This window comes from Caulobacter sp. S45 (assembly GCF_903642205.1).
Lineage (GTDB): Bacteria > Pseudomonadota > Alphaproteobacteria > Caulobacterales > Caulobacteraceae > CAHJWH01.
The window spans coordinates 1-14,373 of sequence record NZ_CAHJWH010000072.1 but is presented as its reverse complement, the minus strand read 5'-3'; the positions used below and the strand labels follow the sequence as shown (position 1 = coordinate 14,373).

13 protein-coding genes are annotated in these 14,373 nt (G+C 69.5%); 9 read left to right on the top strand and 4 right to left on the bottom strand.

The window, feature by feature from the left end:
* Window positions 1–301: 301 nt before the first annotated feature.
* Window positions 302–1,753, bottom strand: a complete 1,452-nt coding sequence (locus HUV06_RS08920; RefSeq protein WP_174300921.1) for a deoxyribodipyrimidine photo-lyase — start codon at window positions 1,751–1,753, stop codon at window positions 302–304.
* Window positions 1,754–2,068: 315 nt separating this feature from the next.
* Here HUV06_RS08920 and HUV06_RS08915 point away from each other — a divergent pair, with 315 nt between their 5' ends.
* The 5 genes from HUV06_RS08915 to HUV06_RS08895 are packed head-to-tail and all read left to right on the top strand — an operon-like array spanning window position 2,069 to window position 7,580.
* A complete protein-coding gene (locus tag HUV06_RS08915; RefSeq protein ID WP_254600996.1) occupies window positions 2,069–3,445 on the top strand; it encodes an exopolysaccharide biosynthesis polyprenyl glycosylphosphotransferase in 1,377 nt (458 codons plus the stop codon).
* A 4-nt stretch (window positions 3,446–3,449) separates the two neighbouring features.
* Complete coding sequence (locus HUV06_RS08910) at window positions 3,450–4,910, top strand: lipopolysaccharide biosynthesis protein (protein WP_174300919.1); 1,461 nt, start codon at window positions 3,450–3,452, stop codon at window positions 4,908–4,910.
* Window positions 4,907–5,851, top strand: coding sequence for a glycosyltransferase family A protein (locus HUV06_RS08905; RefSeq protein ID WP_305793639.1), 945 nt, complete (start codon window positions 4,907–4,909; stop codon window positions 5,849–5,851). The genes HUV06_RS08910 and HUV06_RS08905 overlap by 4 nt, the downstream gene beginning before the upstream one ends.
* Window positions 5,851–6,612, top strand: a complete 762-nt coding sequence (locus tag HUV06_RS08900) for a polysaccharide deacetylase family protein (RefSeq protein WP_174300918.1) — start codon at window positions 5,851–5,853, stop codon at window positions 6,610–6,612. Before HUV06_RS08905 ends, HUV06_RS08900 begins: the two co-directional genes overlap by 1 nt.
* Window positions 6,609–7,580, top strand: a complete 972-nt coding sequence (locus HUV06_RS08895; RefSeq protein ID WP_174300917.1) for a glycosyltransferase family 2 protein — start codon at window positions 6,609–6,611, stop codon at window positions 7,578–7,580. The genes HUV06_RS08900 and HUV06_RS08895 overlap by 4 nt, the downstream gene beginning before the upstream one ends.
* A gap of 162 nt (window positions 7,581–7,742) precedes the next feature.
* Here the strand turns inward: HUV06_RS08895 and HUV06_RS08890 are convergent, their stop codons facing one another.
* Window positions 7,743–7,985, bottom strand: coding sequence for a DUF3072 domain-containing protein (locus tag HUV06_RS08890; protein ID WP_174300916.1), 243 nt, complete (start codon window positions 7,983–7,985; stop codon window positions 7,743–7,745).
* Window positions 7,986–8,060: 75 nt separating this feature from the next.
* Between HUV06_RS08890 and HUV06_RS08885 the strand changes: the two genes are divergently transcribed.
* Window positions 8,061–9,338: an NAD(P)/FAD-dependent oxidoreductase gene (locus tag HUV06_RS08885; protein WP_174300915.1), complete on the top strand. Its 1,278-nt coding sequence runs from the start codon at window positions 8,061–8,063 to the stop codon at window positions 9,336–9,338.
* Here the strand turns inward: HUV06_RS08885 and HUV06_RS08880 are convergent.
* Entirely contained in the window at window positions 9,335–11,371 is a 2,037-nt protein-coding gene (locus HUV06_RS08880; RefSeq protein WP_174300914.1) for a potassium transporter Kup, read from the bottom strand. The two genes, HUV06_RS08885 and HUV06_RS08880, sit on opposite strands and share 4 nt — an antisense overlap.
* Window positions 11,372–11,512: 141 nt before the next feature.
* Window positions 11,513–11,935: a Spy/CpxP family protein refolding chaperone gene (locus HUV06_RS08875; RefSeq protein ID WP_174300913.1), complete on the bottom strand. Its 423-nt coding sequence runs from the start codon at window positions 11,933–11,935 to the stop codon at window positions 11,513–11,515.
* A gap of 119 nt (window positions 11,936–12,054) precedes the next feature.
* Between HUV06_RS08875 and HUV06_RS08870 the strand changes: the two genes are divergently transcribed.
* From HUV06_RS08870 to coxB, 3 genes are all read left to right on the top strand, one after another.
* Window positions 12,055–12,519: an Rrf2 family transcriptional regulator gene (locus tag HUV06_RS08870; RefSeq protein ID WP_174300912.1), complete on the top strand. Its 465-nt coding sequence runs from the start codon at window positions 12,055–12,057 to the stop codon at window positions 12,517–12,519.
* Window positions 12,519–13,274, top strand: a complete 756-nt coding sequence (locus tag HUV06_RS08865) for a creatininase family protein (protein ID WP_174300911.1) — start codon at window positions 12,519–12,521, stop codon at window positions 13,272–13,274. The genes HUV06_RS08870 and HUV06_RS08865 overlap by 1 nt, the downstream gene beginning before the upstream one ends.
* A gap of 211 nt (window positions 13,275–13,485) precedes the next feature.
* Window positions 13,486–14,373: cytochrome c oxidase subunit II (gene coxB / locus HUV06_RS08860; RefSeq protein WP_371811036.1), on the top strand; the 888-nt coding region annotated here is incomplete at its 3' end.

Here is a 14,373-nt window from a genome sequence, read left to right as displayed (position 1 = left end):
TGAGCCCTCATCGACTCACGTTCCGCGCTCCTTGGGAATCCCTGCCGGGAGTCAGGGCTTCAGGCGGCTGGTATTAGGCCGACTTATGACCTCTCTCGCCGGGAGGGACGCGCGTTATCGCCTGTCGCCCCTTGCCCCCATGAGGCCGCAATGGAGTGCGGCATCGTTGCGGAAGCTCGCGAGACGCCCTCCACGCCTTCTGCGTCAACATCGGCGCGAACGTCCCATTCCTGCCGCTCTCCGCTCAAGGGAGAGAAAAAAGGTCGAGCGTCGGGCTACCTGGACCTGAACCGTCACCTGATCAGGCCGCCTGACGGGTGGCCTTCAGCGCCTCCAGCGCCCGGGTACGGGCCTGCTCGTGGGCGACGATCGGCTTGGGATAGTCGCGCCCGAGCATTAGGCCCGCTTCCGCCAACTCCGCCTCCGACGCCGTCCAGGGCGCGTGGATCCAGCGGCGGTGCGCCTTGGCCAACTCTGGGACCCACTGGCGGACATAGTCACCGTCCGGGTCGAACTTCTCGCCCTGGGTCACCGGATTGAAGATGCGGAAGAAGGGCTGGGCGTCCGCGCCCGTGCCTGCGATCCACTGCCAATTAGCGGGGTTGTTGGCCGGATCGCCGTCCACCAAGCAGTCCCAGAACCAGGCCTCGCCCTCGCGCCAGTCGATCAGCAGGTGCTTGACCAGGAATGAGGAGGTGATCAGGCGCACCCGGTTGTGCATCCAGCCCAGGCTCCACAGCTGGCGCATGCCGGCGTCCACGATGGGATAGCCGGTACATCCGCGACGCCAGGCTTCCAGATCTGACGGGCTCTTGCGCCACTCGATGCCGGACAGAGCGCGCTTGAAGGGCGCCTGGTGCAGGGCGGGCTGCTGGGCCAGGAGACCATAGTCGAACTCGCGCCAGCCGAGCTCGCTCAGGAACTTCTGCGCCTGGGTCTCCAGCCCATGGGCGGCCAGCCGCGCCTGCACCGTGCAATGGATCTGGCGGGGCGTGATCTCGCCCCAGTTGAGGTGGGGCGACAACCTCGAACTGCCATCCACCGCCGGACGATCGCGATCGTGGGGATAGGTCGCCAGCTTGTCGGTCAGGAAGGCGTCGAGAGCGGCCTTCGCCCCCGCCTCCCCCGGAGTCCAGCCGAAGCCGCCGGACCAGTCCGGGTGCGACGGGTGCAACCCCCACGCCTCCAGCGCCTCGGACCGGGGCTGGACCTTGGATGCGCGTATGACCTTGGGGGCCCCCTGCAAATCGAGCGGCGGGATCATACCGCTCGCGGTGCGCCAGAAGGGCGTGAAGACCCCGTAGGGACCCCCGGTCTTGGTGCGCACCTGGCCGGGGTCGAGCAGCAGCTTGCCCTCGCAGCTGCAGACCTCAAGGCCGCGCGTCCGCAGCGCTTCAGCCAGGTTCCGGTCCCGCGCGTCCATCGGAGGCTCATAGCTGCGGTTCCAGATCACCGACCCCGCGCCGGTCTCCTCAATAACCGCATCCAGCACGGACCGCGCCTCGCCGCGCCTGAGCAAGAGCCGCGATCCCCGTCCCTCCAGGTCCGCAGCCAGGGCCCTCAAGGACTTGTCCAGCCACCACAGGCCCGCCGCGCCGGAACCGCGCACCGGCGGCTCATCCTCCAGGATGAACAGGGCGATGACGGGACGCTTGGACGCCACCGCCGCCTGGAGCGCCAAGTTGTCCGCCAGCCTCAGGTCACGCCGGAGCCAGACGACGACGGGGTGTTCGAAGCCTGCAGACGTGGCCATGCGACATCCTATAGAGGAGACTCGGCCAACGGCTCGACGGACGCGCTGTTCCGCCGGGCCGGAGGGGTCCGATCCGGCTCCGCTCGTATTTTGCGCGCTCAGGTTGCGCATCGGATGTTTTGCGCGCCAGCATTAACCGGCCGCTTATCTCGCCGTGCCAAAGCTTCGGGGTAGTCCGAGGCTTGCATGGCTGTCGCAGCACGCACATCATCGCCTTCTCCGGCCCACGCTGCTCCCGTTGTCGAGGGCGTGCGCCTGGACCCGGCCGCCACGCGCCTGTCTCGAGGACCCCTGCGTCCTGAAGCGCTCAGCCCGGTGCGCAGCCGCCTGACGGGGGCCATGGTGCGCCAGGGGTTCCGGGCGCTGGACGCTGCGGCCTTGGGCGTGGCCCTGGTGCTTTCGGTCACCCTCTCCCATGCCGACCTCGCGCAGCTATGGCCCTGCGTCCTGGGCGCCGTTATGGGGTTCGGACTGTTGCCCGGCATGGGAGCCTACATCTACGCTCCTGGGGAACGGATGTGGAAGGCGCTGGCTCGCGCCGTCGCGGGGACCGGCCTGGCCATCCTCGCCGTTCTGCTGATCAACGCCCTCGTTCCGGCCACACGCCCGGCGACGCTGAGCTGGAGCTTGGTGAGTCTGGGCGCCATTGCTGCGACCCACGCCGGGGGCCTCGCCTGTGTGCGCCGCTGGCGCCGGGCGGGACGGCTGACGCCCAACATCCTGGTCGTAGGCGCCACGGAGAACGCCCAGAAGCTCATAGAGACGGCGCTGCGCACCCGCGAGGTCGCGGTGCTGGGCCTGTTCGACGATCGCTCTGACCGCATCCCAACCACCATCCACGGCGTGCCGGTGCTTGGCGACACCAGGGCCCTGCTGCAGCACCGCATCCTGCCCTATGTCGACCGCATCGTGCTGACGGTGAACGCCGCCGGGCCAGCGCGCACCGCCGAGCTGATCGAGCGGCTGCACGTGCTGCCGAACGAGCTCTGCCTGTTCCTCGACGCGGAGGATCCCGGTAGCCGATCCACCACCCTGTCCTGGCTGGCCCGGTCCACCCTCAGCGTCCGCGGCGCCAAGGCCCGCGATGGCCGCCAGCTCGCCAAGCGGGCGCAGGACCTGCTGGCGGGCGCGCTGTTGCTGGTCGCGGCCCTGCCGGTGATGGCCGTCATCGCCCTCCTGGTGCGGCTGGACAGCCCCGGCCCTATCCTGTTCCGGCAGCGCCGCCACGGCTTCAACAATGAGGAGATCCTGGTCTGGAAGTTCCGCTCCATGCGGACCGACGCCACCGATCAGGCCGGCGCGCGGCAGGTGGCGGTGGGTGACGAGCGGGTGACGCGCATCGGCCGCTTCATCCGCAACACCAGCCTGGACGAGCTGCCCCAGCTCATCAACGTGCTGCAGGGACGGATGTCGCTGGTCGGGCCCCGCCCACACCCCATCGGCATGAAGACCGCCGGTCAGGACAGCCACCGCCTTGTGGCCGAGTACGCCTGGCGCCATCGGATGAAACCCGGCATCACCGGCTGGGCCCAGATCAACGGCTCTCGGGGTCCCGTGAACACCGCCGAGGAGGTTCGCCGCCGGGTCGAGCTCGACGTCGACTACATTGAGCGGCAGTCCTTCTGGCTCGACCTCTACATCCTAGCCATGACCGTGCCGCGCCTGCTGGGCGACGGCGAGGCGGTGCGCTGAGCCCATGTTCTGGAGGGGCGTGCTCGGCTACCTGCCGGTGAACGTGGTGCAGGCGGTGGCGGGCTTCGGCGCCATCGTGGTCTTCACCCGCATGCTGAGCCCGTCGCAGTACGGCGACTATGCGCTGGCCTTCTCGGTCACCAGCGTCGTCTACACCTGCCTGTTCGTCTGGCTGGAGTCGGCCATGGCGCGCTTCTACGCCGCCGAAGACGAGGCAGGCCGGCTCGGCCTGTACGCCACCCTGTACCGCGCCTTCGCCGCCATGGCGGTGGCGCTGCCGCTGGTCGCCGGCGCCTTGCTCCTGCTGCTGCCGATCAGCGCTCCGCTTAAGCTGGCCATGGGCGCAGGCCTGGTTTCCATCACCGCCCGCAGCCTGCTGAAGATGGCCCAGGAGCGCAGGCGGGCGGCGGGCGAAGTCCGAGGGTACGCCGTCTTTGACATGGCCCAGACCGGCGGCGGATTCGCGCTGGGCGCCGTCTTCGCCATCCTGCACCTGGGCGGCGCCTCCCCCCTGCTCGGCGCCGGTGTCGCCAGCGCGGCCTGTCTGCTGTTCGCCCTGCCGAGCGAACTCCGCCCCGCCCGCCAGGGCCGCTTCGAGGCGGAGCGACTGCGCCGCTACGCCGCCTACGGCCTGCCGATCTCGCTGTCCCTGCTCATGGGTCTAGCGCTCGCCACCACCGACCGCTTCGTGCTGGCTGCCTACATGAACGAGGCCACGGTGGGCGCCTACCATGCCGGCTACAGCCTCTCCAACCGCACGCTCGATGTAATGTTCATGTGGCTCGGCATGGCCGGCGGTCCGGCCTGCATCGCCGCGCTCGAACGCGGCGGCCAGGCGGCGCTGGAGCGCACCGCCCGCGAGCAGGCGTCCTTCATGGTGCTGATCGCCTTCCCCGCCGCGGCTGGCCTGGCGCTGGTCGCCCACCCGCTCGCCCAGCTCATGGTCGGCCCGGCGCTGCGGCAGGATGCGGCGCGGGTGACCCCCTGGATCGCGCTCAGCGGCCTCTTCTACGGCCTGACCGCTCACTACCTGAACACGGCCTTCACGCTCGGGCAGCGCACCTTCCGCCAGCTGGTGGCCATCGGTGTTCCCGCGATCGCCAACCTCGGCCTCACCCTGCTGCTGATCCCCCGCTACGGCCTGGACGGCGCCATGTGGGCGACCACCGCCAGCTATGGCCTCGGCGCGGCGGTCTCCATCCTCCTGCAGCGTGGAGGCGTCAGCCTGCCGATCCCCTGGACCGCCATCGCCCGAAGCGGTCTGGCCACAGGCCTCATGGCGCTGGCCGTCTCGCGCCTGCCATCCGGCGGCGGCTTGGGCGAGCTGGCGGCCAAGACGCTGGTCGGCGGCGCGATCTATGGCCTCGCCGCCCTGGCGCTCGATGCCGGCCACGCCCGCAGCTATGCGGCTCGAGCCATGGACGTCCTGCGGGTGAAGGCCACGGCGCGGCGGGTGACGGCGTGACGGCGGCCGTGAGCGCCCGCATGCTGGACAACGCGCGCCATGCCGGGGCCGAGCCGCGCCTGTCGGTGCTGACCCCGTTCTATCGCGACGACCCCCGCCCACTCCTGTCGGCCCTCGACCAAGAAACCGCCACCCTGGCGGGTGAGGTCGAGCTGGTGCTGCTGGACGACGCGGGGGGCGATCCGGTCTTGTCCCGCACGGTGGCGGACGCGGCGATGGCCCTGACGCTGCCAACCCGCCTCGTCCAGCTCGCCGCCAACGCCGGCCGCGCCCGCGGCCGCAACCAGCTGATGGCCCACAGCCGCGGCCGCCACCTGCTGTTCCTGGACAGCGACATGCTGCCGGACCGCCCGGTCTTCCTGAGCGCCTACCTCGCCCTGATTGCGGCTGAGGACCCTGCGGTGGCCGTCGGCGGCTTCTCCGTCGACCAGGCCGCCCGTCGCCCCGAGCACGCCCTGCACCGGGCGCTAGCCCTGCGCAGCGACTGCCTTCCCGCCGCCCTGCGCCAACGCATGCCCGAGAAGTACGTCTGGACCTCCAACCTGCTGGTCCGGCGCGACGTCTTCGAACGCGAGCGCTTCGACGAAGCCTTCCAGGGCTGGGGCTGGGAGGACACGGAGTGGGGCGTGCGCGTGGCCGCCCGCTACGGCGTCCGCCACATCGACAACCAGGCCACCCACCTGGGGCTGGATACCGCCTCCGCGCTGGCCGGCAAATACGAACAGTCGCCGTCGAACTTCGCGCGCATCCTGGCCCGGCACCCCCGGGCGGTGCGCCGCTTTCCGAGCTACCGGCTGGCGCGGTTCCTGAAAGCCGTGCCGGGCCGCTCCGCTTGGCGACCCATGCTGAGACGCCTGGCGTTGGAGGAACGGGCGCCGCTCAGCTCCCGTGTGGCGGCGATGAAGCTCTACCGTGCAGCCCTCTATGCGGACGTCGTCTGATGGACCTCGAGCCCCACCACGCCGATCCTTCCCTGAAGGGCAAGCTCCGTCGTCGCCTGGTGCGGCTGCAGCACCGCAAGGCGGCGGGACCCCGTCTGGGTCCGCCGCTGATCTCCTTCTCCTTCGACGATGCGCCGGTCTCGGCCTTCACCACCGGCGCACGGGTGCTGGAGCGGTACGGCGCCCGCGGCACCTACTTCGTCTGCGCCGGCACTGCCGGCCAGACCGGCTACATCGGCCAGATGGGCGATCGCGCGGACATGCTGCACGCCCAGGCCGCCGGTCATGAGGTCGCCTGCCACACCTACTCGCACCTGGACTGCGGCCTGGCCGACGCCGCCACCACAGCCGGCGACGTCGACCGCAACACCCGCACCCTTGAAAACTGGGGTCTGATGCGGCCAGAGACCTTCGCCTATCCTTACGGCGACGTGGGTCCGCGCGCCAAGCGGGTGCTGGCGGAGCGTTTCAGCCTGGCCCGCGCCATCCACCATGGCGTCATCGAAGCGGGCGCCGACCTTGCCCAGGCCCCCTCGATCGGGGTCGAGGGCGAAGACGGCGAGGCCACGGCCCTCCACTGGATGGACCAGGCGGTCCGCCGCAAGGCGTGGCTGATCCTGTACACACATGGGGTGGCGGACGGCTTCACCCCCTACGGCTGCACCACCGCCGTCTTCGAACGGCTGGTCGGCGCAGCGGTGGCGCGGGACTTCGAGATCGTCACCGTCGCGGAAGGCGCGCGCCGCATGAGGCCGTCGTGAGCGAAATCGATGTGCTGATCCCAACCCTGCGAAGGCCGGAGAACCTCACCCGCGCCCTGCGGTCGGTGTTCGCCCAGGACCGCGCGGCCGAGCTCATGGCCCGCATCGTGGTGGTGGACAATTCGCCCGAGGCCTGCGCTGCGGCGGTGGTGGAGGCGCTGCGACCCGCCTGCCCCGTGGCCCTGACCTATGTGCACGAGGGGCGGCCAGGCGTCGCCACCGCCCGCAACGCCGGCCTGGCGGCCAGCACCTCTCCCCTGGTGGCCTTCCTGGACGACGACGAGGAAGCGCCGCCCTCCTGGCTGGGCGACCTGCGCCGCGCCCATCTGGCGCTGGGCTCGGCCGTGACCTTCGGACCGGTGCGCGGCGTCGCGGCGGACGCGCATCCCGACCTGAGGCCCTATCTCGAGCACTTCTTCTCGCGTGAAGGCGGCTCCACCGACGTGCTGATCACCGATCCGTTCGGCTGCGGCAACGCCATGATGACCCGGGCGGAGGCGCTTCGAGGTCCCGGGCCCTTCGACACGCGCGCAGACCTGACCGGCGGCGAGGACGACCGCCTGTTCGCCAGGCTTCGCCGGGAAGGCTTGCGGTTCGGCTGGGCGGCGGACGCCTGGGTCTATGAGTACGCGCCGCCCCATCGCGCCCGGGTTGGCTACGCCCTGAAGCGCGCTTTCTGCTACGGTCAGAGCCCCAGCCAGATCCGCGTCCGCAACAGGGCGTGGGCGGCGCTCGTGCTGACCATGGCCATCGGGTCGGCCCAGGCGGTCGTCTATGGCTCGGCTGCCGCAGCCCTGATCGTTGCAAACCGCCGAAGTGAAGCCGTCGTCTTCGCCGACCGGGCGATCCGGGGCCTTGGCAAGGTGCTCTGGCCGTTGAAGGTGCGGTTGTACGGCCTGGCGGCGAGCCCGACGGCGGCGTCGGCGAAGGGCTCGCCCGGCGTCGCTCCGCCGCTTCTGCAGACCTGAGCCCACCGACCTATCGCGCGGCGCAGCGAAAGCCCGCTGATCCAAGCGGATGCCGGAATCTGGATTGTAGAGGGTCGCGCTCCGTGGGTTCAAAGCCGATGTCCCACGTCCGCCTTCTATGATCCAGATCCAAGCGTTCGCCGGGAGGTGCGGGGGGTGGGTCTAGCGGCCGGCCAAGCCCACCTTGTCGCGCAGGGCGTCGATGCGCTTGGACGCCTCGGCCTTGGTGATGCCCTCTTCGAAGGCGTCGGCGTCGTGCGCCTGCTCGGACAGGGTCTTCAGGTAGGAGGCCTGGGCGCCGGTCATCGGCTCGCCGCCCGTGGTCCAGTCGTCAGGGTCCTTCTCGGTATTGGAGCCGGGATCGGGCTCGGTCTTGGGATTGTTGTCGGCGTGCGGATCGGCCATGAATCGCCTGTGTTCAGGGTTCAGATGTTGCTTGAATGTTCCAGCGCGCGCCAGGTTCCGGCATGAGGCCGCGACATGAGCGCTGACCCGGCCGTCTCCCGTCCCGCCGATGGCATCGTCGACGTGGCGGTGATCGGCGCTGGAGCCGCCGGCGTGGGCGCTGCACGCAGGCTGGCCGCGAGCTCTCTGTCGGTCCTGGTGCTGGAGGCCTCGAACCGGGCCGGCGGGCGGGCGCACACCCTCGCCGGCCGTTCGGGCGCAGGCATCGACCTGGGCTGCGGCTGGCTCCACTCCGCCGACCAGAACCCCTGGGTCGCCTTGGCCGAGTCCGAAGGCTTCGAACTCGACCGCTCACGGCCGAGCTGGGAGCGCCGCCTGACCGGCGTCAACATGTCGGACGTGCAGGCGCGCGAGTTCGGCCGCGCCTTCGAGGTTTTCGAGGCGAAACTCGAGGCTGCAGCCGCCGAGCCCGACCGACCGGCGGCGGAGCTGTTCGATGAAATCACGGCGCCCTGGCGGCCCATGCTCGACGCCTTCTCCAGCTATTATAACGGCGCTCTGTTCCGCGACATCTCAGTGCACGACTATGCCGCCTACCAGCCTACCGACGAGAACTGGCGGGTGGTGCAGGGCTACGGCGCCCTGGTCGCCCAGACAGCCGCCGGTCTGCCCATCGTGTTTAAGGCGCCAGTGACGCGCATTGATCGCACCGGCTCGCCGCTCCGGCTCGCCACCGCCACGGGGGAGGTGCAGGCGCGCATGGTCATTGTCGCGGTGCCCACCACCATCCTGTCGGAGGACCGGCTGGCCTTTGACCCGCCCCTGCCCGACCACGCGGCCGCGGCCGACGCCCTGCCGCTCGGCCATGTGGACAAGTGCTTCCTGGCCCTGGCCGAGCGCGCAGCCCTGCCGGTGGAGATGATGGTCACCGGCCGCACCACCACCGCCGACACCGGCAGCTATACCCTGCAACCCTTCGGGCGGCCGATGATCGAGGGCTTCTTCGGCGGCGACCTGGCGGAGGCGCTGGAGGCCGAGCCCCCCGGCGCCTTCTCGGCCTTCGCCATCGACGAGCTGGCGGCCCTGTTCGGCTCCAGCCTGCGCCGGGCGCTGCGGCCGATCGCGGAAAGCCGCTGGGGCGCCGATCCCTACATCCGCGGCGCCTACTCGCACGCCCGTCCAGGCCAGGCGGGCGCCCGCGCCGCGCTCCGGCGGCCAGTGGAGGACCGTATCTTCTTCGCCGGCGAGGCCTGCTCGGCCCACGCCTTCTCCACCTGCCACGGGGCGTACCAGACAGGCGTCGAAGCGGCGGAAACCGTGTTGGCTGGACACGCGCCCGGAGGCGGCGGCTAGACGCTCACCTGGGCGCCCAGCTCCACCACGCGTCCGGCAGGGATCTTGAAGAACTCCGTGGGGTTGGACCCGTTCTTCAGCAGGAAGATGAACAGCTTGTCCTGCCACAGCGGCATGGCCGTCTGCGCCGCCGGCACGACCGAACGCCGCCCGAGGAAGAAGGAGGTGGCCATGATGTCGAACTTCAGCCCCTGCTTGCGGCAGAGGCCCAGCGCCTTGGGTACGTTCGGCGTCTCCATGAAGCCATAGTGGATCACCAGGCGGCGGAAGTCGGCGTTGAAGGCTGAGATCTCCACCCGGTTCGCCTCGCCCACCCGCGGCGTCTCGGCGATGCGCACGGTGGCGATGACGTTCTTCTCGTGCAGCACCTTGTTGTGCTTGAGGTTGTGCATCAGCGCCACGGGCGCTGTGTCGGGATCGGAGGTCAGGAAGATGGCGGTGCCTGGCACCCGGTGAGGCTGGCGGGCGCGCAGCATCTCGATCAGCTCGGTCACCGGCACCGACTCGCGCCGGGTCTTGTCGGTCAGCACCTGAGTGCCCCGGACCCAGGTGTACATGACCATGAACAGACAAAGACCCAGGCTAAGCGGCAACCAGCCGCCTGAGGCGATCTTCAGCCCATTGGCGGCCAGGAACACCACGTCCAGCGTGATGAGCGGCGTGCAGAGCAGGGCCGCCCGCCACAGCGGCCACTTCCACATCCGGCGCACCACGATGTAGGCCAGGATGGTGGTAGTCAGCATGGTGCCGGTCACCGCCAGGCCATAGGCGTCGGCTAGGTTGTCGGCGGTCTGGAAGGCGGCCACCAGCACCAGCACCCCGATCATCAGGAAGCGGTTGACCTGGGGCATGTAGATCTGGCCGGACTGGGTCTCCGAGGTCCGGGTCACCGTCATGCGTGGCAGGATGCCGAGCAGGATGGCCTGCTGGCTCAGCGAATAGGCGCCCGAGATCACCGCCTGGCTGGCGATCACCGAAGCCGCCACCGCCAGCACCACCAGGGGCGCCCTTAAGGCCGGCGGCGCCATGACGAAGAACCAGTCGGAGTTGACGAAGGCATGGTGATGGGCGTGCGCCCACCGCAGCGCCTTGAGCGCACAGGCGCCCTGGCCGAAATAGTTGAGCGCCAGCGCCGGCAGGGCGAAGAACAGCCAGGACGACTGGATCGGCCAGCGCCCGAAATGGCCCATGTCGGCGTACAACGCCTCCGCCCCCGTCACCGTCAGGAAGATCGAGCCCAGCACCAGGAAGCCCACCAGCCCGTGGTGGATCAGGAACACCACGCCGTAGTGCGGGCTCACCGCCGCAAGGATTCCCGGCGCGTCGGCGATGTGGGTGACGCCAAGCGCGGCTATGGTAACGAACCACACCAGCATGATCGGCCCGAAGAAGGTCGCAAGTCGCGCAGTCCCCCGAGCCTGTATTATAAAGAAGCCCACCAGCAGGATGAAGGAGACGAGGGTGATCTCACGGACGCTGACGATGCCGTGAAGCGCCGGCACATCGTTCATGCCCTGGAAGGCGCCCAGCACCGACATGGCCGGGGTGATGATGGCGTCGCCGTAGAACAGCGAGGCGCCGATAAGGCCGAGGATGAAGATGGCGCGTGTGCGCCGCCCGAGCGCGCGCTGCGCAAGCGCCATCAGCGACAACACCCCGCCCTCGCCCTTGTTGTCGGCGCGCATGACGAAGATGACGTATTTGACCGTCACCACCAGCAGCAAAGCCCACAGGGCCAGCGACACGACCCCGAGCACGGCGTTGTCGCGAAGCTGGTCGCGGGACGCCTGGGTCATGGCGACCTGGAAGGCGTAGAGCGGGCTCGTCCCGATGTCGCCGAACACCACACCCAGCGACCCGATCGCCAGCGCCCAGTAGCCATGCCCCTTGTTGATGTGGGGGTGGGCGGTGTCGCTCCCGACCGCCGGGATCGACGAGACGTGTTGGGACTCCTCCGAGGGTGGTGAGCAGACCCCAGCAAACTCGCCGCACAGTGGGTCGACTGCGCCGGCGCTTCCGGCCTGCAACGCCATCAAGGTTCTCCGGACGGCGCATGGGAGCGCACGGCCCTAATTACGCCGTACAACGGCGCGCCGCGATACTCCAAAGCCAAGGCGGGTTCAACGCCCGCCTTGGCCTTGCGGCGTTGCGCATCCACGCAGCGAAGGCGGCCCCTAGCCTTGCGGGCGACCGCGTCCGGTGGGCGGCGCCGTGATCTGATCAAAAGTGTGCTGCTGATCAGGCGACAATTGGCCGTAGAAGGTGCGGGTGGCGTTGGCGTAGCGCATGAACATCTCCTGCTGGAGGCGCAGGGTCGAGGCGATCCGGTCCAGCCGCGCCGGCGTGGACAGGGACGACAGGCCCTGGTGGCCGGCGCGCATGCGGCTCATCTCGTCAGGGCTGGGCTGCGAGGCGGTCTTGAAGGCCGCATAGGCGCCCTGCTGCTCAGGCCGCAGATGCAGCGCTGCCGAAAAGTCCGGCTGTTGCGGGCCGGCGGGCCCACCAGGGCCCTGCGGCTGGGCCTGCACGGCGCCAGAGGTGGCGGCAAGGACTACGGATGCGGCGAGCGCTGTGAGTAGACGGGAGGTGGGGGTCAAGCTGGTCTCCGAAGGTGTGGAACGTCCTCGGGAACAAAGCGCCACGGGCAGCCCTGCGGTTCCCCCTTAAATAGACCGCGCGGTCACGCTACTTAAGATGCGGAGCCGCAAGGGCGACGATGTCCGACAGTCAACGATTTCCCGTCGCCGCCCACGCGCTATGCTTCCTGGCGCACAGCAGCGCGTTCGGGCCGCAGGCTGCGGTGTCAAGCGCGGCGCTGGCCGCCTCCATGCCTACCAACCCGGTCGTGGTCCGGCGCGTGACCGCCATGCTGGCCCGCGCCGGCCTGATCGCCACCCGTGCCGGGGCCTCCGGCGGCGCCTGGCTGCTGGCGCGTCCTGAATCCGTTCGGCTGGACCAGGTGCTGAAGGCGGTCGGCGGCTGCGCCAACTTCGGCTGTCCCCCGCCCGGCGTGAAAGGCTGCCCCGTCGGCGAGCGCATCCCCGATGCGGTGCGCGGCGCGATCGAGGCTGCCGACGCCGCCGCCGTCGAACGGCTGTCGCGCATCACCGTCGCCGACCTGCTGCGCCATGCCGAGCGTCCGCACCCACCCGCCTTACCGTTGCAAGCCGTGGGGGCCTGATGCTGCTCGCCAAGTCCACCTGGCCCGAGATCGAGGCCTTCCTGCAGCGCTCGCGCACCGTGGTGGTGCCCGTCGGCTCCAACGAGCAGCACGGTCCCACGGGCCTGCTCGGCACCGACTGGATGTGCCCGGAGATTATCGCCCATCACGCGTCGGCGGCAGGCGGCGACCTGCTCGTCGCGCCGACCTTCGCCGTGGGCATGGCCCAGCATCACCTGGGCTTTCCGGGCACGATCTCCCTGCGGCCGAGCACCATGATCGCCGCCCTGCGCGACTGGACGCTGTCCCTGGCCGCCCACGGCTTCGAACGTATCTACTATCTGAACGGCCACGGCGGGAACGTCGCGACCCTCGAAGCGGCCTTCTCGGAGGTCTACTCGGAGGCGAGCTATGGCGGCCGTCCGCGGGGCTTCTCTCTAAGACTGCGCAACTGGTGGGACCTGCCGGGCGTGCTGCGCCTGTGCTCACGCCTTTTCCCGGAGGGCCATGGTAGCCACGCCACCCCGTCGGAAGTCGCGGTCACACAGTTTGGCTATCCCGACGCCATCAAGTCGGCGACCTACGCGCCCCGGATCGCCCCTACCGGACCTATTCGTGAAGCCGCCGACTTCCGCACCCGCTATCCCGATGGCCGCATGGGCTCCGACCCCGCCCAAGCCAGTCCGGAGAAGGGTCGCGAGATCGTCGAGCTAGCCTCCAAGGCCTTGCTGGACGAGGTCGCGGGCTTTGCTGCGGAACCTATGTTAACCGGGTGATCTCGGGTCGATGGAGGACGGTCTCGCCTCCCTTGGCAACCCGGCGGCGAGGGTCTAAGGGCTCGATGGAAACACCGTGCGGTCCGGCGCGTCCGCACCGGACCGCCGTCGCGCGACGGCGCATCATCGGAGCTGATCGGCTGTGAGAGATAAGACTGCGGCAGGCAGGGGCGCCTCTCGGTTTACGCCCGTCCGCCTTCGGCTGAGCGCTTTGGCGGCCACCGCCGCCTACGCAATGGGAGCTGCGAGCGCCCGCGCCACGGACCTGCTCGGCCAGCCGACGCCTGGCGGCATCAACATGCAACCCGCCGGCGACCAGCTGAAGCGCTCGGTCATCTTCTTCCACAACGACATCCTGATGCCGATCATCACGGCCATCTGCGTGTTCGTGCTGGCGCTGCTGGTCTATGTCTGCGTGAGGTTCCGCAAGGGAAAGAACCCCACGCCTTCGAACTTCACCCACAACACGACAGTCGAGATCGCCTGGACCGCCGCGCCGGTGCTGATCCTGATGTTCATCGCCATCTTCTCGTTCCGGCTGCTCTACGCCTATCACGACATGCCTAGGCCCGACATGACGGTGAAGGTGACCGGTAACCAGTGGTACTGGAACTATGCCTATCCCGATCATGGCGCCTTCACCTTCGACTCACTGATCCTGCCTGAGGCCAAGGCCGAGGCTGTCGGCAAGCCCTATCGCCTGGGCGTGGACAATCCGCTGGTGGTGCCGGTGGGCAAGACGGTGAGGGTGCTGGTCACAGGCGCCGATGTGATCCACGACTTCGCCCTCCCCGCCTTCGGCCTGAAGACCGACGCCATCCCCGGCAAGGTCAACGAGACCTGGTTCAAGGCCGAGAAGACGGGCATCTATTACGGCCAGTGCTCGGAGCTCTGCGGCGTGGACCACGCCTTCATGCCCATCGAGATCGACGTGGTGGACCAGCCCAAGTTCAACGCCTGGGTGCTCGGCCACGGCGGCAAGGTGAACGCCAAGGTGCTCGGCATGGGCGGTGGGACGGTCGCCGCCGCGAGCCCGGCCTCCGGCACGACCATGCCGGCCGGCGCCACGGTGGGCCCGAGCACCGGCGCCCCCGCCGCC